The organism is Agrobacterium sp. RC10-4-1 (assembly GCF_014138475.1).
GTDB lineage: Bacteria > Pseudomonadota > Alphaproteobacteria > Rhizobiales > Rhizobiaceae > Agrobacterium > Agrobacterium pusense.
Genome location: NZ_JACJIT010000007.1, coordinates 227,577 through 245,013 on the forward strand (window position 1 = coordinate 227,577; position 17,437 = coordinate 245,013).

Sequence of the window (17,437 nt, forward strand, 5' to 3'; positions counted from 1 at the left end):
GTGGCGGAGATAAAGTCCCATGAATTTGAGCGCTTCGCCGAGAATCCGGCGGAGCGCTTTCGCGTTTTCGTACTCTACGGGCCGGATCGTGGTCTCGTATCAGAACGCGCAACCCTCATCGCCAAAAAGACGGGGATAGATCCCGACGACGCTTTTGCGTCGCTGAAATTGACTGCGTCCGATCTCCAGGGCGACCCGGGGCGTTTGCTGGACGAGGTGAACGCCATTGGTCTTTTCGGCGGCGAGAAACTTGTCTGGGTCAAGGGCGCGTCAGCTGAAAAGGCGTTGGTGGATGCCCTCCAGATTCTGGCGGAAACGCCGCCGGAAGCGAGCTTTCTCATCATCGAAGCAGGTGACATCAAGAAGGGCACGGGGCTGCGCAAGATCGCGGAACCGGCTCGATCCATCGCAGCCATTCCCTGTTACGCGGACGATGCGCGCGCACTGAACGCGTTGATAGACCAGGAACTTTCGGGCGACAATTTGCGTATCGCGCCTGCCGCGCGGCAACGGCTTATCGAATCGCTGGGGGGCGACCGTATCGCTTCACGAAACGAAATCCGCAAGCTGGCACTTTATTGCCGCGGCGCAGAGGTAATCGAGGAAGACGATGTCCTGGCCATCATCGGTGATGCCAGTACGGTTTCAGCCGATGACGCCGTTGACGCCATCCTGAAGGGTGACAGAAACGCGTTTTTCCATGCCACCCAGAAGATCATTTCTTCCAAGACGCCGATCTTCCTCGTGCTTCAGGGGTGCCTCAAGCAATTCCAGCTGCTCGATCAGATGCGCGCCGAGATGGACGAGAAAAAGCAGCAGGCCGGTCAGGTCATGCAGACGCTCGGACGTCATATCCATTTTCGCCGGAAACCGGTCATCGAAAGAGCGCTGCGCACATGGCAGCCAGCGGCGATCGCCCGCGAGATGAACCGACTACAGGCGGCCATCCTGCAAAGCCGCCAGCGCCAAAGTCTGGAGGAAAGCGTGGCCCTACTGACACTATTATCCACCACGCTGCAATCCGGCCGCGGCGGATAAACAAAAGCCCTCGTGCAGACGAGGGCTTTTCACATGTTGGTGCAAGACCGTCGCAAATCTGCGGTCAGTCGCCCTTGCCGGGCTCAGCAGAGAAATAAAGCTCCAGCTTGCCTTCGACACCATCCATTTCCTTGGCTTCCGGCATCGGGTCGCGCTTGATGGTGATGTTCGGCCAGATCGCGGCATATTCCGCATTGAGCTTCAGCCACTTGTCGAGACCCGGCTCCGTATCGGGTTTGATGGCCTCGGCAGGACATTCCGGTTCGCACACACCACAGTCGATGCATTCGTCGGGATTGATGGCGAGGAAATTTTCGCCCTCGTAAAAGCAGTCGACAGGGCAGACCTCAACGCAATCGGTATATTTGCAGCGGATGCAATTGTCGGTCACGACATATGTCATGATGAACTCCAGAATATGCAGGCCGGGTCTTTGGGCTTCGGAACACAAGCCGTCGCCCGGAATTCAGACAGGGCAATTTCGCAAGTGACGTAATGCCTTTGCCTGCAGATAGCAAGGATAAACAATTCTGAAAAACGGTGCTGACTTGGAGGTTTATTCTAATCTGTACTGCCGTCGCTGTCGGACAGAAACCTGTCGAGCGCTCTGCGCTCCTTTTTCGTCGGGCGTCCGCTGCCCGGCTGGCGCATTGCCTGCTCAAGGAGTGTCAGCCTGTCGGAAGGCTCCTTTGGCGGCGTCTGATCGTCATAGAGAAGTCTGGCTTCTTCATAGGGGCCGCGCCGCGTCCCGCCCGACTTCACCACCACGACCCTGTCCATCCGCTCGAAGCTTATTTCCAGCCTGTCGCCGGGCTTCACCGCATGACTGGGCTGGCGGACGACGACGCCATTGATCTTCACCTGTCCCGACTGAACGTAGCTCTGGGCGAGCGAACGGGATTTAGCCATGCGGGCAAAGAACAGCCACTTGTCTAGACGCTGACGCGTGCTTTCCAGTGGCTGCTCGCTGTTTCCCATAGGCTTACTTCTTCAGCTGCTCCTTGAGGGCAGCGAGCTTTGCGAAAGGCGAATCCGGGTCCAGCGGCTTTTCCTTGCGCGGTGGCTTGGCCTCGAAACGCTGCTGGCCCTGCGGCTTTCCGCCACGGTCGCTGCGCTCCGGCCTGTCCTTGCGCTCGCCACGATCATGACGATCATTATTGCGGTTGTTGCCTCGATCGGGACGGCCGCCGTCACGCTTGCGCTCGCCCTCGCCGCCACGATTGGCTGCATCGCGATTTGCCCCGTCGCGATTGTCACGGCGGCCTTCGCCGCGTCGCTCGCCTTGCTCGCGCGCTGTCTGCTCACGACCCTGGCCACGATTGCCGGGACGACGGTTTTCACCACGCTGGTTTTCATTGCGGCCACCCGGACGCCACAGAAGCACGGGCTTCGGCTCGGCGGCCTCACCGCTTTCCGCCGGAGCCGCTTCATTTGCAGCAGCCTCTTCACCGGCGGCTTCCGCGACGGGCGCCTCGGTAACGTCGCCTTCCACAACAGCAACCGCTTCGGAGGCCTGCTCTTCGGAAGCCGGCTCGTCCTGCTCGGTCTCAGCGCTATCCTCTTCGCCCGCCGTCGTTTCCGGGGCAGCCGGCACAGTGGCGCCTGCCTGGCTGGCGAGGAAGGCCTGCGCCTCTTCCGCCGTCACCTGATCGGCACGGTAACCGAGGCCCTTGAGGATTTCTTCCATGTCATCGAGCGTTGCGCCGAGAATGGAAAGCATCGCGGTCGTCGTCGTGAAACGACGGCCATCATAAGCGCCTTCGGGGCGCGGCTGCTGGCCGGGCTTCCACTGCAGCAGCGGACGGATGAGATCGGCCAGACGCTCGAGAATGTCGATACGCACCGCGCGCTTTCCGAGGAAACGGAAACCGGCAAGCTTGTAGAACATGCGCTCGAAGCTGGCATCCGTAACGACCGAGGTGCGGCCTGCAGCCAGCACGGGAATAAGGTCGCCATAACCCGGTTTGCCAAGACCATCATTCTTCAAGGCCCATAGCAGCGTCACAAGTTCTGCCGGAGCAGGCTTCAGGAGCGCAGGCAAAAAGACATGATAGGCGCCGAAACGCACGCCGTAACGCCGCATGGAAGCACGCGCGTCCTGATCCAGCGACTTCACGTCTTCCGCGACGTCACGACGGAACAGCACGCCGAGATTTTCGACCAGCTGGAAAGCGAGACCCTTTGCGAGACCCTGAAGGTCTTCCGCACGGGAGATATCATCCAGCGGCTTCAGCACGGTTGCGATCTGGTGGTTGACGAAACGCTCGATCCGCGCGAGCGCGTGATCACGGGCATTACCGCTCAACTGCTCGTCGGCCAGCAGGATCACCCGCGGCTTCATGATATTGTCGCCGGCCGAAAGACGGGCAACCGGCTCGCCCAGCCAGCGAACCAGACCATCGGAGCTCAAAGCGAGATCGCCATTTCCACTGGCGTGCAGACGCGCGGCACGCGCCTCGTATTCGAGCGCGAGCGCCTTCTGCGCCGCAGCCTGCACGGCCTTCTGATCCGGCCCTTCCATTCCCGGCACCGGCGTGAACCGGAACCCGGCCAATTGGCCGACGTGATGACCTTCTACGAAGACATCACCATTTACACTGATTTCAGCTTCAAGCATCGCATTCTCTCTCAGGCGCCTCATGAGCACAGATGTCCTGCGATCAACAAAGCGTTTCGTCAACCTTTCATGTAGCGCATCGGACAATCGATCCTCGATTTCCCGAGTCTTTTCTTGCCAGTGTGTCGGATCGGCAAGCCATCCTGGGCGGTTCGATACATAAGTCCATGTTCTGATCTGCGCAATCCTCGCAGACAAGGTATCGATCTCTCCATCCGTGCGGTCGGCGCGACGCACCTGTTCGGCCATGAAATCCTCGTTCACCGTCCCGCGCTTGACGAGGTCGAAATAGAGCGTGGAGATCAGATCCGCATGCTGCGCCGGGGCGATACGGCGATAGTCCGGAAGCGCGCAGGCCTCCCAGAGCTTTTCCACCCGTGCATCGGTCGTCGTCACGTCGATGATTTCGGGATAACGGGACAGATACTCCAGCGCCTGCTGGTCGATGGCCGGCAGGGCGCGCGAAAGCCCCTGGATCGCCGGCGCAGCGTCAAGGCTCGCACGCAGATTGGCGATAGAGGAAAAATCGAAGTTTTTCGTCCGCCACTGCAACACCTTCACCGCATCGAACTGATGCGTCTCGATCCGCTCCACCAGTTCGTCATCGAACGGGTCGACACGGCCTGTCACCCCGAAGGTGCCGTCACGAAGATGGCGGCCGGCGCGGCCGGCGATCTGGCCGATTTCGCCCGGATTGAGATTGCGGAATTGATAACCGTCGAATTTTCGGTCCTGCGCGAAAGCGACGTGATCGACATCGAGGTTAAGGCCCATGCCGATAGCGTCCGTCGCGACCAGATATTCGACATCGCCGGACTGATAGAGACCCACCTGCGCATTGCGCGTGCGGGGCGAAAGCGCGCCTAGCACAACGGCCGCGCCGCCCCGCTGGCGGCGCACCAGTTCGGCAATGGCATAGACCTCATCGGCGGAAAAAGCGACAATCGCCGTGCGCTGCGGCAGGCGGGTTATCTTCTTCTGGCCGGCATAAAAAAGCTGCGACAGACGCGGTCGCTCCACCACGGTAATTCCCGGCAGCAGCTTTTCGAGGATCGGGCGCATCGTGCCCGCCCCCAGCAGCAGCGTTTCCTCCCGACCGCGCAGATGCAGAACCCGGTCGGTAAAGATATGCCCGCGTTCGAGATCGCCTGCCAGCTGCACCTCATCGATTGCAACGAAGGCGGCCGTCGTTTCGCGCGGCATGGCTTCCACTGTGCAAACGGAATACTTGGCTTTTGGGGGTGAGATTTTTTCTTCGCCGGTTATCAGCGCCACATTGGGCGCCCCCACCTTTTCGACCAGACGGGTATAGACCTCGCGCGCCAAAAGGCGCAGCGGCAGGCCGATGACACCGCTGCCATGCGCCACCATACGCTCAATCGCGTAATGGGTCTTGCCGGTGTTGGTGGGGCCGAGAACGGCCGTGACACCGCGGCCGCTCAGGATCATGGGGCGAAAATTCAACGTACTATCCGCGAATCGACTTCATCTGCTTGGCGTGCCACCCACATCAACGGTATGGGCCGCACGCACCACACATGGCAACGCCTGCCGACAAAGGCAATAGGCCTCACCCGCAAAGTGCTACAAGGCGACCAGTCAACGAAATTTTCCATTTCGATTCAGATAGTTGAACAAGAAAAAAGAATCCGGCGAAAATGAAATCGATTCGGCTGCGGAACAGTCTGCGAACGAATCGAATACGAATCGCTGACTCCTCGTGATTCAGCTTTTGTTCTCCGCAATATCTGGTTGGCGAAGTCACGGCCTCTACCAGATTATGAATCCGGATAAGTCCTTGGCCGGATTCGGCATTACGGTAAAACCGCCGGTCGGAAAATCCGGGAATCGGCTGTCAAGCGCCAATCCCCGAAAAGCCGTTCCGAAGCCAGCACCACAAGCCGAGATCAGAGTGCCTCACCGGTGAGCAAACGCGGCGCATTTGCATCCGTGGTACCGGCGGCCTGGCCGATGAAATAGGATTTGAGACCCGGCAAACGATCCACCACGCCGAGACCGAAATCGCGCATGATGCGAATGGGACCGACATCATTGGAGAACAGCCGGTTCAGCACATCCGTGGTCACCCCCATCCGCAAGGTGTCGAACCGGCGCCAGGACTGATACCGCTCCAGAACATTGAGGGAGCCGATGTCGAGGCCGAGACGGTCAGCTTCAACCACGGTTTCGGCCAGAGCCGCCACATCCTTGAAACCCAGATTGAGGCCTTGACCCGAGATCGGGTGAATACCGTGGGCCGCATCACCGGCGAGCGCGAAACGCGACGCGACGAAGGACCGTGCCAAAGTGAGACCCAGCGGAAAGGCGCGCCGGGGACCGACAGGGCGGATCGTGCCGAGCTTGTGGCCGAACCGGCGCTCAAGCTCCTCCTCGAACACCAGGTCGTCGGCGGCCACAAGCCTGTCGGCATCGGCGGTGCGTTCGGTCCAGACAAGCGAAGACCGGTTTCCCTTCAACGGCAGAATGGCGAAGGGTCCGGATGGCAGGAAATGCTCCTCGGCGCAGCCTTCGTGCGGTCGCTCATGCTCAACGGTCGTCACGATGCCTGACTGATCGTAAGCCCAGTGCACCGTCTTGATGCCAGCCATATCCCGAAGAGCCGAGCGAACACCATCACAGGCAATCAGCAATCGCGCTTCGAGCGTCGATCCGTCGGAAAGGTGAATAGCCGTCGACTGCGGTCCTGCTGTAAAATCGGAAACACTGAGGCCGTGGCGGATTTCTATGCCCAGGCGTGCGCAAAGGCCCCGCAACGCGCCTACCAAAGCGACGTTTGGAACCATATGGGCAAAGGGCCGGCCCTCTTCCACCGCGCCGTCAAACGTCAGGAACACGGGACGTACCGGATCGGCGGTTTTCGAATCGGTAACGATCATCTTGTGGATCGGCTGGGCTTCCGGCTCGATCTCGTTCCAGATGCCGAAAACATCGAGCATGCGGGTAGCCGCTGCGATAATGGCGGACGCGCGAACATCCTTTGCCCAGACATCCTCAGGAGCGGCTTCAATTACCTGCACATTCAGATGCGGGGCCGCCTGCTTGATTGCCACAGCAACGGAAAGACCGACATATCCGCCGCCTGCCACCACAACGTCCAGCATCGCGCTTCTCCTCAAATCTTGTGCATGCATCATCGGCGCACTATAGACCATGTGACGTCTTCCTACAGCCGGAGCAGGCCGAAAAAATGTCGCATCCCTTGCAATCGTCAGACCCGATGGCAAATCTCATCGCCACGCTCGATCTTGAGAAGCTGGAAGAGAACCTTTACCGGGGCGAAAGCCCGCAGATCGGCTGGCAACGGGTTTTTGGTGGTCAGGTCATTGCACAGGCCCTGATCGCCGCGCAAAGAACCGTGGATGACGATCGCTTCGTGCATTCGTTGCACGCCTATTTCATGCGTCCCGGCGACCCGCTGGTGCCCATCGTCTACCAGGTCGAGCGTATCCGCGATGGCGCCAGTTTCTGCACCCGTCGCGTGGTCGCCATCCAGCACGGCAAAGCTATTTTTTCCATGTCGGCGTCGTTCCAGATATTCGAGGACGGTTTTACCCATCAGATCAGGATGCCTGATGTGACGCCGCCTGAAAAACTGATGAGCGAGGAACAGATGCAGGCGGCTTTCCTCGCAAAGGCGCCCGCTTCGATCCGAAACTACTGGAGCAACAAGCGGCCGATCGAGATCAGGCCGGTCTCGCTGACCCACTACATCTCAAAAGAAAAGCTGGAGCCGCAGCAGGATATCTGGGTCCGTGCCGTTGGAAGCGTACCTGACGATCCGCGCCTGCAATCCGCCATTCTCGCCTATCTCTCCGACATGACGCTGCTGGACACCTCGCTCTATGCCCATGGCACGACGATCTTCGATCCTTCGATCCAGGTGGCAAGCCTAGACCACGCCATGTGGTTTCATCGTCCCTGCCGGCTGGATGACTGGCTGCTCTATACACAGGACAGCCCCAGCGCCTCGGGCGCGCGTGGTTTGACCCGTGGCAATATTTTCACCAGACAGGGTGAACTGGTCGCCTCCGTGGCGCAGGAAGGTTTGATCCGCAAAAGGGCAAATGATTAAATAAAGTGCGTTTTCTAAAAATCGCACATTTTATAGACGCAAAATTCGCCGACAAATGCCCCTTTTTCAGACGTCCGTCATATAAACATTACATTTCAATAAGTTAGTTACACACTCAAAACTGGCACGCCCTTTGAATGTATGTCCGCAGTCGCTGTTACTGATCTGCCAGCGGCAGGAGAGTCGGCTCCGTGCGAGGACAAACAAAGGATGGGAAACCAGATGAAAATTGTGATGGCCATTATCAAGCCGTTCAAGCTGGATGAAGTGCGTGAAGCACTCACCGGCGTCGGCATCCAGGGCCTGACCGTGACCGAAGTAAAGGGTTACGGGCGCCAGAAGGGACATACCGAGATTTATCGCGGCACGGAATATGCGGTGAGCTTCCTTCCCAAGCTAAAGATCGAGATCGCTGTTCCATCCGACGTCGTGGACAAGGCCGTCGAAGCGATCGCATCTGCGGCAAAGACCGGGCAGATCGGCGACGGCAAGATCTTCGTTTACTCAATTGAACAGGCCGTGCGCATCCGTACCGGCGAAACCAACACAGAAGCGCTTTGAAGCACGGCTGACAGGGGAGTTTTCTAGCTATGCAACTCAACAAGTTTTTGACGCTCGGCAAGCTGGGCGCAACAGCGACGGCCCTGATGGCCCCGGCCATCGCCTTTGCCCAGGATGCAGCGCCGGCCGCAGCCGCAGCGCCTGTTCCGGAAAAGGCCGACACAGCCTTCATGTATGTCGCCACCATCCTCGTGCTCTTCATGATCCTTCCGGGCCTGGCGCTGTTTTACGGCGGTCTTGTCCGCACGAAGAACATGCTCTCCGTTCTCATGCAGTGCACGGTCATCACCGCCGTCATGATGCTCATCTGGGTCATCTACGGTTACTCTTTCGCCTTCGGCGGCGGCACCGGCCCTTATTTCGGCGGCTTCGGCAAGCTTTTCCTGTCGGGCGTTTCGCTTGACAGCACCTCGGCAACCTTCTCGCAGGGCGTCGTGATCTACGAATATACCTTCATCGCCTTCCAGATGACCTTTGCGGCCATCACCCCGGCGCTGATCATCGGTGCCTTCGCGGAACGCGTGAAGTTCTCCGCCGTCATCCTCTTCACCATCCTGTGGGCCACCTTCGTGTATTTCCCGGTCGCCCATATGGTCTGGGACGCAAACGGCCTGATCTTCGGCATGGGCGCTCTCGACTTCGCCGGCGGCACGGTCGTCCACATCAATGCCGGTATCGCAGGCCTGATCGGCGCGATCATGGTCGGCAAGCGCACCGGCTTCGGCAAGGACATGATGGCTCCTCACTCCATGACACTGACACTCGTCGGTGCAGCCATGCTGTGGTTCGGCTGGTTCGGCTTCAACGCCGGCTCCAACCTCGAAGCATCGGGTGGTGCGGTTCTCGCAACCATGAACACCTTCCTCGCAACCGCAGCCGCCATTGTTTCCTGGTCGCTGGTTGAAAGCTTCACCCGTGGCAAGGCATCCATGCTGGGCGCCGCGTCGGGCATGATCGCCGGCCTCGTTGCCGTCACACCTGCTGCAGGCTCGGTTGGCCCGATGGGTGCCATCGTTCTCGGCCTCATCGTCTCGCCGATCTGCTACTTCTTCGTCTCCGTGGTGAAGAACAAGTTCGGTTACGACGATACCGCTGACGTCTTCGGCGTTCACGGCATCGGCGGCATCATCGGCGCACTCGGCACCGGCATCTTCACCTCGCCGCTACTCGGCGGCACCGGCAAGCCCGAATTCTCCATCGCCTCGCAGCTCTGGACGCAGTTCGTGGCCGTCGCCATCACCATTGTCTGGTGCGCCATCGTCTCTGCAATCCTTTACAAGATCGTCGATGTGATCGTCGGGCTCCGCGTCCCGGTCGAAGCCGAGCGCGAAGGTCTGGACCTCGCCACCCACGGCGAAGCCGCTTACCACTCCTGATACCGGGAAAATGGGGTTCTCCATCCCCATTCCCAAAAGAAAGGCCCGTTTCGACGGGCCTTTTTCTTTGCCGCCAATCTGCCGTTGCGCAACCGCTTCAAAGCTGAAATCCGCTCAAACGCTCACCCTAAAACGCTCTGGCATCCTCAAAAAACCGCATGGTTAACACGACATTAACCAGCTGGCGGTTAGTTTTCCCTGTCAATCCGGGATCAGGCCGTGTGCCGGATCTCGCCGAAACCAAAAAATGACGGGTTCAGGGACATGGGCAGAATGCATTCTCCGACATTCGATGGTCGTCACACACGTTTTGTGCTGACGGCGTTTTTCGTGCGGCAGATTATGGCTCTGGCCGGTTTCGCTCTGCTTGCCACGATTGCACTCGGTATCGCCGCGCTCGCGACGTGGAATGTGGCGGATCCGAGCCTGTCCTATGCCACAGGAAACCAACCAACCAATCTCCTGGGCTACGGCGGCGCGATCTTCGCGGATATCGTTATGCAGTTCCTCGGGCTTTCGGCCATCATTTCCCTGCTGCCGGTCATTGCATGGGCGATCGCCCTGATCGCCGGCCGCAAGCTGCAGCGCATACCCGCCCGCCTCGTGGCCTGGATCGCGGGCGCGATCGTCTGCGCTGCGTCCCTCGGCTGCTTTCCGGCTCCCGTCACCTGGCCGCTGCCGAACGGTATCGGCGGCGTGATCGGCGACATGATCCTTCGTTTTCCCGCCCTATTCATCGGCGCTTATCCCACGGGCACCGTTGCGACGATACTTGGGGTAATATTCGCCGCGCCGGCTACCTGGCTCATGCTGTTTGCCGCCGGCATTGTCGGCGGTCTGGACGATGAACTGGAGCGTGAAGAACCCGGACCGGCCGTCAGCAAGGCCCGCGCCGTCCGCGAGGCGGAAGAGGACGACGAGGATGATGGCGAGGGTTTCTTCGCCAATATTCTCGCCTTCGGCGCACTGACGCACTACTGGTACATCACCCAGGCCCGTTTTCGTCGCCTGTTCGGCCTGAAGTCGAAATCGCTGCATGACGAATTCGAACATCCCTATGATTTCAACGAGTATGAATTCGGCACGCTAAACGAGCCGTCGCGCCTCAAGACGGCGATCAACCGTCTCGACCAGCGCGCGGAACCCTCTTTCGAAGAACGAACTGCATCGCGTCGCCAGATGTCTCCTCCCTCCATCGCGCCCAGTCATGAAGACGATGGGGACGGCGAGCCGTCCTTCGGTACTGACGAGGCCCGCCTGCCAAGTGGCATCCTTTCCGATGACGACATCGACCAGAAATTCACTGCCCGACAGGCGCCGGGACGCGGACAGACGAAAATAACCGCTCCTTCGGCACGCCCGAAGCCCAGTGAGCGTGTGGCACGCGAAGCACAGGCCTCTTTCATCGCCGCAGACGGTTTCCAGCTTCCTACCGTTCATCTTCTGGCGGAGCCCAAGAACATTGTTCGCGACAATACGCTAAGCGAAGAGGTGCTCGAGCAGAACGCCCGTCTTCTCGAGGGGGTTCTTGAAGACTTCGGCGTCAAGGGTGAAATCATTCATGTCCGCCCCGGCCCGGTCGTCACACTTTACGAGCTGGAACCGGCCCCCGGCATCAAATCGTCGCGTGTCATCGGCCTCGCGGATGATATCGCCCGCTCCATGAGCGCGATCGCCGCCCGCGTGGCCGTTGTTCCCGGCCGCAATGCCATCGGCATCGAACTGCCGAACCAGACCCGCGAAACCGTGTTCCTGCGCGAACTGATCGGCAGCCGCGATTTCGAAAACAGCAAAGCCAAGCTTGCCATGGCGCTCGGCAAGACCATCGGCGGCGAACCCGTCATCGCCGATCTCGCCAAGATGCCGCACCTGCTCGTTGCAGGCACCACCGGTTCGGGCAAGTCCGTTGCCATCAACACCATGATCCTGTCGCTGCTTTACCGCATGTCACCGGAACAGTGCCGCCTGATCATGATCGACCCGAAAATGCTGGAACTGTCGATCTATGACGGCATTCCGCACCTGCTTTCTCCCGTCGTCACGGATCCGAAAAAGGCGGTCGTCGCGCTCAAATGGACGGTGCGCGAGATGGAGGAACGCTACAAGAAGATGTCCAAGATCGGCGTGCGCAATATCGACGGCTTCAACAGCCGCGTGCAGCAGGCGCTCGACAAGGGCGAAATCCTCACCCGCACGGTGCAGACCGGTTTCGACCGCCAGACCGGCGAGGCAATCTACGAAACGGAAGAGTTCGATCTGAAGCCCCTGCCCTATATCGTCGTCATCATCGACGAGATGGCCGACCTGATGATGGTGGCCGGCAAGGATATCGAAGGCGCGGTGCAGCGTTTGGCGCAGATGGCGCGTGCTGCCGGCATCCATGTCATCATGGCCACCCAGCGTCCTTCGGTCGACGTCATCACCGGCACGATCAAGGCCAACTTCCCGACACGCATCTCATTCCAGGTCACCTCGAAGATCGACAGCCGCACGATCCTTGGAGAGCAGGGCGCCGAACAGCTGCTCGGCATGGGTGATATGCTTTACATGGCGGGCGGCGGACGCATCCAGCGTGTGCACGGGCCCTTCGTTTCCGACAATGAAGTGGAAGAGATCGTTTCCTATCTGAAGACACAAGGGTCGCCTGAGTATCTCGAAGAGATTACCGAAGAAGAAGACGAGGACGGCGCTGGCGCAAGCCCGGCCGGCGGCGCCAGCTTCTCGGATTCCGAGGACCCCTACGATCAGGCCGTGGCCGTCGTACTTCGCGATGGCAAAGCCTCCACATCCTATGTGCAGCGTCGTCTCGGCATCGGTTACAACCGCGCGGCATCGCTGATCGAACGCATGGAGCAGGAAGGCATTATCGGCCCCGCCAACCACGCCGGAAAACGCGAAATCCTCGTTCCCACGGAAGCAGATATCATCGAGCGATAATCCGCAACCAAGCGGCGTCGAGAAGCGTTATTACACGCTTTCACGTCATGAAGCCGCCGCGTTTTTCGCGGACAATCGCTGCGATGAAGGAGAACAGAATGAACGACCTGACCACCGGCGAAACGGCCAATGCAAGCGCAGCGCAAAATGGCGTGACGCGGCGTGGGGTGCTGACGGCATTTTCCATGGCTGCCGTGATCGCTGGCATCTCGCCGCTCGACGCCTTTGCCCAGGCAGCCGGCAATACCGCAACGGCACAGAAGATCGCGAACCACTTTTCGTCGGTAAAAACCATGATGGGTGAATTCGTGCAGTTCGGCCCGCGCGGGGAACAGACCGGCGGCAAGTTCTACATCGAACGGCCAGGCAAGCTCCGCTTCAATTATGAAGACCCCTCGCCGATGCGCGTCATCTCCGACGGCAAGAATGTCGTCATCGGCAATATGAAGCTGAAGACATGGGATCTTTATCCACTGTCGAAGACTCCGCTCAGCCTGCTTCTCTCCGACAAGATCGATCTCAGCAACCAGAAGGTCCGGGATGTGAAGGAAGAATCTGACCTGACCACCATCGTCCTCGGTGACAAGAGCGTGTTTGGCGATTCCACCATCACGCTGATGTTCGACCCGAAGACGTTCGATCTGCGGCAATGGACCACGACGGACGCCCAGAACAAGGACACGACCGTCATGATCTTCAACGTTCAGACCGGCGTGAACCTCGATGAACGCGTCTTCAACATCAATTATGAAGAAGTACGCAAGCGCGGCTGACGCTCCCTGTCGATGTATGCTGTGTGAAGGCGGCTCTCAGGCCGCCTTTTTCATTTTACCGCTAAAATACATTCCCGTTTTCGTCACGATGTTATAAGCCTGCGCCCCGGAAACATGTCCTGGGCCAAGCGGCTCGCGGCAGTAAAAGCGGAGCACATGCATGTCGTTTTCGATAACCACCTGGAACATCAACTCGGTCAGGCTCAGAATGCCGATCGTTGAGCAGTTTCTGGTACGTTACAAACCCGACATTCTTTGCCTGCAGGAAACGAAATGCCCGAATGGCGAGTTTCCGATGAAGCCGTTGAAGGCGCTGGGTTACGAGCACGTGATCATTCACGGCCAGAAGGGCTATCATGGTGTCGCCATCGCCTCGAAAATCCCGCTGACGGAAGATCATCGGCAGGATTACTGCGGAATTGGCGACGCGCGCCATATTTCCGCGATTGTCCAGGTGGGATCGCGCCGCATCCGGCTCCATAATTTTTATGTTCCGGCAGGCGGCGACGAACCCGATCGCTCAATCAATCCGAAATTCGGCCACAAGCTGGATTTCATTGAGGAAATGAAGGCATTGCGTGCCGATGGCGTGCCGGGCACTTCTTCCATCCTCGTCGGCGACCTCAATATAGCGCCGCTCGAGAACGATGTCTGGTCGCACAAGCAGCTTCTCAAGATCGTCAGCCACACGCCGGTGGAAACCGAGGGTATGCTGGACATCATGAAGAAGGGCAACTGGCTTGATCTGATGCGGCTGAATGTGCCGGCAACGGAAAAAATCTATACGTGGTGGAGTTACCGCGCCAAGGACTGGGAAGCGGCTGATCGCGGCCGCCGCCTCGATCACATCTGGTCGTCTCAGGATCTCGGCCCGTCGCTTGACAGGATCGAGATATTGCGGGAAGCCCGCGGCTGGAACCGACCATCCGATCACGTTCCAGTCACCGCCCATTTCCGGTTTTGAACCAATGCCGGACGCGGTGATCTGGCGCGCGGTCACATGAAGCGGTTCTGCAAACGGGCCGCACCGGCGGCCAGAGACGCGATATTGTCGCGAATGCGCGCCGAAACGATGTCGGCGACCTCAGGAAACTCTTCCACCAGGCGGTGAAAGAGAATGCGCGTTATCCGGATGACTTCGGAATCTTCCGCAGCCACGGCAGTAAATTTTCTTTCGCAAAGGGTAAAAAGCGCAAGTTCCGAAAGCAGGGCGCCCTTTCCGGGCGTAGCCTGCAGCACGGGCTTGCCGTCCCGTCCGGCTGAAAAAAGCTCGAAATGACCTGACGTCACCGCAAAGGCGCATTCGGCGGGGGAGTGTTCGCGAAACAAGGTCTGTCCCGCCGCGACACGCCGGCGCTCTGCGCCGAAGGCGATGAGCCGCAGCTGATCATCACTGAAGCCCGCAAACAACGGCACTTGCCCCAGCAGCATGATATCGTCGGTCAAGGCCATGTCGATTGTTACTCCGGAAAACCGCCTGCATTGCTATAGCGGTTTTCCAATATCGGCCTTCAAAACACAAGGTGCTAGAGCAATGCTCAACAACTCGGGGGGGACTCCCCCGGGGGGGCATGTCAGGGGACGATCTTGTAACCACCGTTCTCGGTTACGAGAATCTCCGCATTGGAAGGATCCCGCTCTATCTTCTGACGCAGGCGATAAACGTGCGTTTCGAGCGTGTGTGTCGTGACCCCGGAATTGTAACCCCAGACCTCTTCCAGCAGGACGTCACGCGTCACGACCGTGCTGCCTGCCCGGTAGAGATAACGAATGATCGCGGCCTCTTTTTCCGTCAGCCGGATTTTCTTGCCGTCTTCGGTCGTCAGGAGCTTCTGACTGGGCTTGAACTGATAAGGACCAACGGTGAAGACCGCATCCTCGCTCTGTTCATATTGACGCAACTGGGCCCGGATGCGCGCGAGAAGCACGGCGAAGCGGAAAGGCTTTGTCACATAGTCATTGGCGCCAGCCTCAAGGCCGAGGATCGTGTCGGAATCCGTATCGTGACCCGTGAGCATGATGATGGGCGCCTTGAAGCCGCCCTTGCGCAAAAGCTTCACGGCTTCGCGGCCATCCATGTCGGGAAGGCCGACATCCATGATGAGTAGATCGACCTGCGAAGTTTTGGCGGTCTGCATCGCCTGTGCGGCGTTTGCCCCGCTCAACAGCGAGAATTCCTCATAGGGAGACAATTGCTCGGTCAGCGTCTCCCGAAGATCGTCGTCATCGTCCACGAGAAGGATAGTGCGAGCCGTCATTCGGATTCTCAGCCTTTCTTACTTTAATCGTCAGCCAATTCAGCGGTTTGCCGGTAAAAGGTCAACCCATTGCCATCACATGATGAAGTGCTATGACTTCACGTTAAATAACCTGCAAAGCAAAATCTCGTGAAAAACATGAGCAAACGTCCCGTAGAACAACGTAAACGCGCATCAACGCTCATGGTTCGGCCAGCTCCTTTGAAAATCAACCGGGCCATCGTTCAGCTCGGCCATCTCACATTTCCGGCTGCCATCGGGCGCAATGGCCGGACTGCACGAAAACGGGAAGGTGACGGAAAGTCGCCGATTTCCGTGACCCGCCTGCTGCATGGCTTTTATCGCGGCGACCGCATGTCCGCCATCACGACTGCCCTGCCGATGCAACGCACGCGGAAATCGATGCTGTGGTGTGATGAGCCCGGCAACCCCAATTATAACAGGCTGGTCAAGGCACCTTTCGCGCCGAGCCACGAGGACATGATGCGCACAGATGGCCTTTACGATGTCTGTCTCGTGCTGGACTGGAACGTCACCTCAAGAAGCCGCAACCGCGGCTCGGCAATTTTCATGCATATTATTCGGCCGGGATATGAACCGACAGCAGGTTGCGTCGCACTGCATCCCCGCGACATGCGGCGCGTCCTGCCGCATCTGCGCGAAGGCACGAAAATCCGCATCTTGTGAATTAAGCCGGCACTTGGACAACAAAAAACCCGCCATAAAGGCGGGTTTTTTTAGAAGGAAGAGGCCGGCGATTACGCGGCTTCGTCCTGAGAATCGTCTTCTTCGACAGCCTTGCCGCGCTTGGGGCCCTTGGCAAGGTTGACTTCCACCAGGCGAACAGCCTCGGTTTCGGACATCTTGTTGACAGCGGCGATTTCGCGCGCCATGCGGTCGAGAGCGGCTTCGTAAAGCTGGCGCTCGGAATAGGACTGCTCAGGCTGGTTTTCCGCGCGGTAGAGATCGCGAACGACTTCCGCGATCGCGATGAGATCGCCGGAGTTGATCTTCGCATCATATTCCTGCGCACGGCGCGACCACATGGTACGCTTCACACGTGCCTTGCCCTGCACCACTTTCAGCGCCCGCTCGACAAAATCGCCTTCGGAAAGCTTGCGCATGCCGATGCTGACGGCTTTGGCGACGGGAACTTTAAGACGCATCTTGTCTTTTTCGAAATCAATGACAAAAAGCTCAAGCTTCATGCCGGCGACTTCTTGTTCCTCGATGGCAGAAATGGTACCGACACCATGAGCGGGATACACAATCGCTTCACCGGTTTTAAAGCCGTGATGTGCTGGAGATTTCTTCTGCTGGGTCGTCATTCGTTCTAAAAACTCCCTGTTACATACCCGGGGATGCCGGGGTTGGGTCGGTCAGGCCCTGATGAGACGGGGGAACCGTCAGGTGATTCCGCACTGGTCCAGCCGTGCACGCAAAAATACACCTTCCCGCCTCGCGGGGTTCGATAACGTAAACGCTCGATATGTCACGGAAACCGCGTGCAAAAGAGGTGTTGCTTTCGTGGTGTTTTTGGGCACACAAATGCCGCGCTGTGGATCAGTGTTGTTGGTGTACCACAAAAATAGGCGCAAATCAATAATTTGCTTCAACCGTGGCCGCAACATCACATTGCGGCTCAAGAACCGCTTAAAAATTAGCCGCAAAAATACTGTCGTATGCTTCTAAACTGAGCCTCGCGAGAAAAGAAGCAAAAAAATTTCACTTACCGCCTGAAGAAACACGATAGCCTCTTAAACTCTTCGTAATTCCACGCCAAT

15 protein-coding genes are annotated in these 17,437 nt (G+C 58.6%); 8 read left to right on the top strand and 7 right to left on the bottom strand.

The genetic code is table 11. From position 1 onward, the window contains the following. Positions 1-1,038, top strand: a complete 1,038-nt coding sequence (gene holA / locus FHW77_RS19790; protein ID WP_004444036.1) for a DNA polymerase III subunit delta — start codon at positions 1-3, stop codon at positions 1,036-1,038. Positions 1,039-1,102: 64 nt separating this feature from the next. On the opposite strand, the gene fdxA is transcribed toward holA, so the two are convergent. The 4 genes from fdxA to FHW77_RS19810 all read right to left on the bottom strand — a co-directional run bounded on the left by fdxA (position 1,103) and on the right by FHW77_RS19810 (position 6,900). After that, entirely contained in the window at positions 1,103-1,441 is a 339-nt protein-coding gene (gene fdxA / locus FHW77_RS19795) for a ferredoxin FdxA (RefSeq protein WP_004444038.1), read from the bottom strand. Positions 1,442-1,599: 158 nt separating this feature from the next. Further along, the gene (locus tag FHW77_RS19800; protein WP_004444041.1) at positions 1,600-2,016 is read right to left on the bottom strand and encodes an RNA-binding S4 domain-containing protein; all 417 of its coding nucleotides are present in this window, start codon (positions 2,014-2,016) and stop codon (positions 1,600-1,602) included. Between the two features lie 4 nt (positions 2,017-2,020). Next, positions 2,021-5,104 (bottom strand): helicase-related protein, encoded by a 3,084-nt coding sequence (locus FHW77_RS19805; protein WP_004444043.1) that lies wholly within the window; start codon positions 5,102-5,104, stop codon positions 2,021-2,023. 458 nt (positions 5,105-5,562) lie between these two features. After that, positions 5,563-6,900, bottom strand: coding sequence for a ubiquinone biosynthesis hydroxylase (locus tag FHW77_RS19810; RefSeq protein WP_373968923.1), 1,338 nt, complete (start codon positions 6,898-6,900; stop codon positions 5,563-5,565). On the opposite strand from FHW77_RS19810, the gene tesB reads away from it, so the two are divergent. The 6 genes from tesB to FHW77_RS19840 all read left to right on the top strand — a co-directional run bounded on the left by tesB (position 6,864) and on the right by FHW77_RS19840 (position 14,359). Continuing rightward, positions 6,864-7,748 carry an acyl-CoA thioesterase II gene (tesB, locus tag FHW77_RS19815; protein ID WP_004444049.1) on the top strand — a complete coding sequence of 295 codons (885 nt, stop codon included), beginning with the start codon at positions 6,864-6,866 and terminating at the stop codon, positions 7,746-7,748. The genes FHW77_RS19810 and tesB overlap by 37 nt on opposite strands. 210 nt (positions 7,749-7,958) lie before the next feature. After that, positions 7,959-8,309, top strand: a complete 351-nt coding sequence (locus FHW77_RS19820) for a P-II family nitrogen regulator (RefSeq protein ID WP_004444057.1) — start codon at positions 7,959-7,961, stop codon at positions 8,307-8,309. A gap of 29 nt (positions 8,310-8,338) precedes the next feature. Further along, the gene (locus FHW77_RS19825) at positions 8,339-9,685 is read left to right on the top strand and encodes an ammonium transporter (RefSeq protein ID WP_004444059.1); all 1,347 of its coding nucleotides are present in this window, start codon (positions 8,339-8,341) and stop codon (positions 9,683-9,685) included. Positions 9,686-9,958: 273 nt separating this feature from the next. Beyond that, positions 9,959-12,622 carry a DNA translocase FtsK gene (locus FHW77_RS19830; RefSeq protein ID WP_004444062.1) on the top strand — a complete coding sequence of 888 codons (2,664 nt, stop codon included), beginning with the start codon at positions 9,959-9,961 and terminating at the stop codon, positions 12,620-12,622. Between the two features lie 47 nt (positions 12,623-12,669). Further along, positions 12,670-13,395, top strand: coding sequence for a LolA family protein (locus tag FHW77_RS19835; protein ID WP_006698306.1), 726 nt, complete (start codon positions 12,670-12,672; stop codon positions 13,393-13,395). Positions 13,396-13,555: 160 nt separating this feature from the next. Beyond that, positions 13,556-14,359, top strand: coding sequence for an exodeoxyribonuclease III (locus FHW77_RS19840; RefSeq protein ID WP_004444069.1), 804 nt, complete (start codon positions 13,556-13,558; stop codon positions 14,357-14,359). Positions 14,360-14,391: 32 nt separating this feature from the next. On the opposite strand, the gene FHW77_RS19845 is transcribed toward FHW77_RS19840, so the two are convergent. Both FHW77_RS19845 and FHW77_RS19850 read right to left on the bottom strand, forming a co-directional pair. Continuing rightward, complete coding sequence (locus tag FHW77_RS19845) at positions 14,392-14,847, bottom strand: cyclic nucleotide-binding domain-containing protein (protein WP_004444071.1); 456 nt, start codon at positions 14,845-14,847, stop codon at positions 14,392-14,394. Positions 14,848-14,969: 122 nt separating this feature from the next. Further along, on the bottom strand, positions 14,970-15,653 hold the full coding sequence (locus FHW77_RS19850; protein ID WP_004444073.1) for a response regulator transcription factor: 684 nt from the start codon (positions 15,651-15,653) through the stop codon (positions 14,970-14,972). 183 nt (positions 15,654-15,836) lie between these two features. Here FHW77_RS19850 and FHW77_RS19855 point away from each other — a divergent pair, with 183 nt between their 5' ends. Beyond that, positions 15,837-16,340, top strand: coding sequence for a L,D-transpeptidase family protein (locus FHW77_RS19855; RefSeq protein ID WP_064263777.1), 504 nt, complete (start codon positions 15,837-15,839; stop codon positions 16,338-16,340). A 71-nt stretch (positions 16,341-16,411) separates the two neighbouring features. On the opposite strand, the gene FHW77_RS19860 is transcribed toward FHW77_RS19855, so the two are convergent. Further along, positions 16,412-16,981, bottom strand: a complete 570-nt coding sequence (locus FHW77_RS19860; protein WP_004444078.1) for a CarD family transcriptional regulator — start codon at positions 16,979-16,981, stop codon at positions 16,412-16,414. Between the last annotated feature and the right edge of the window lie 456 nt (positions 16,982-17,437).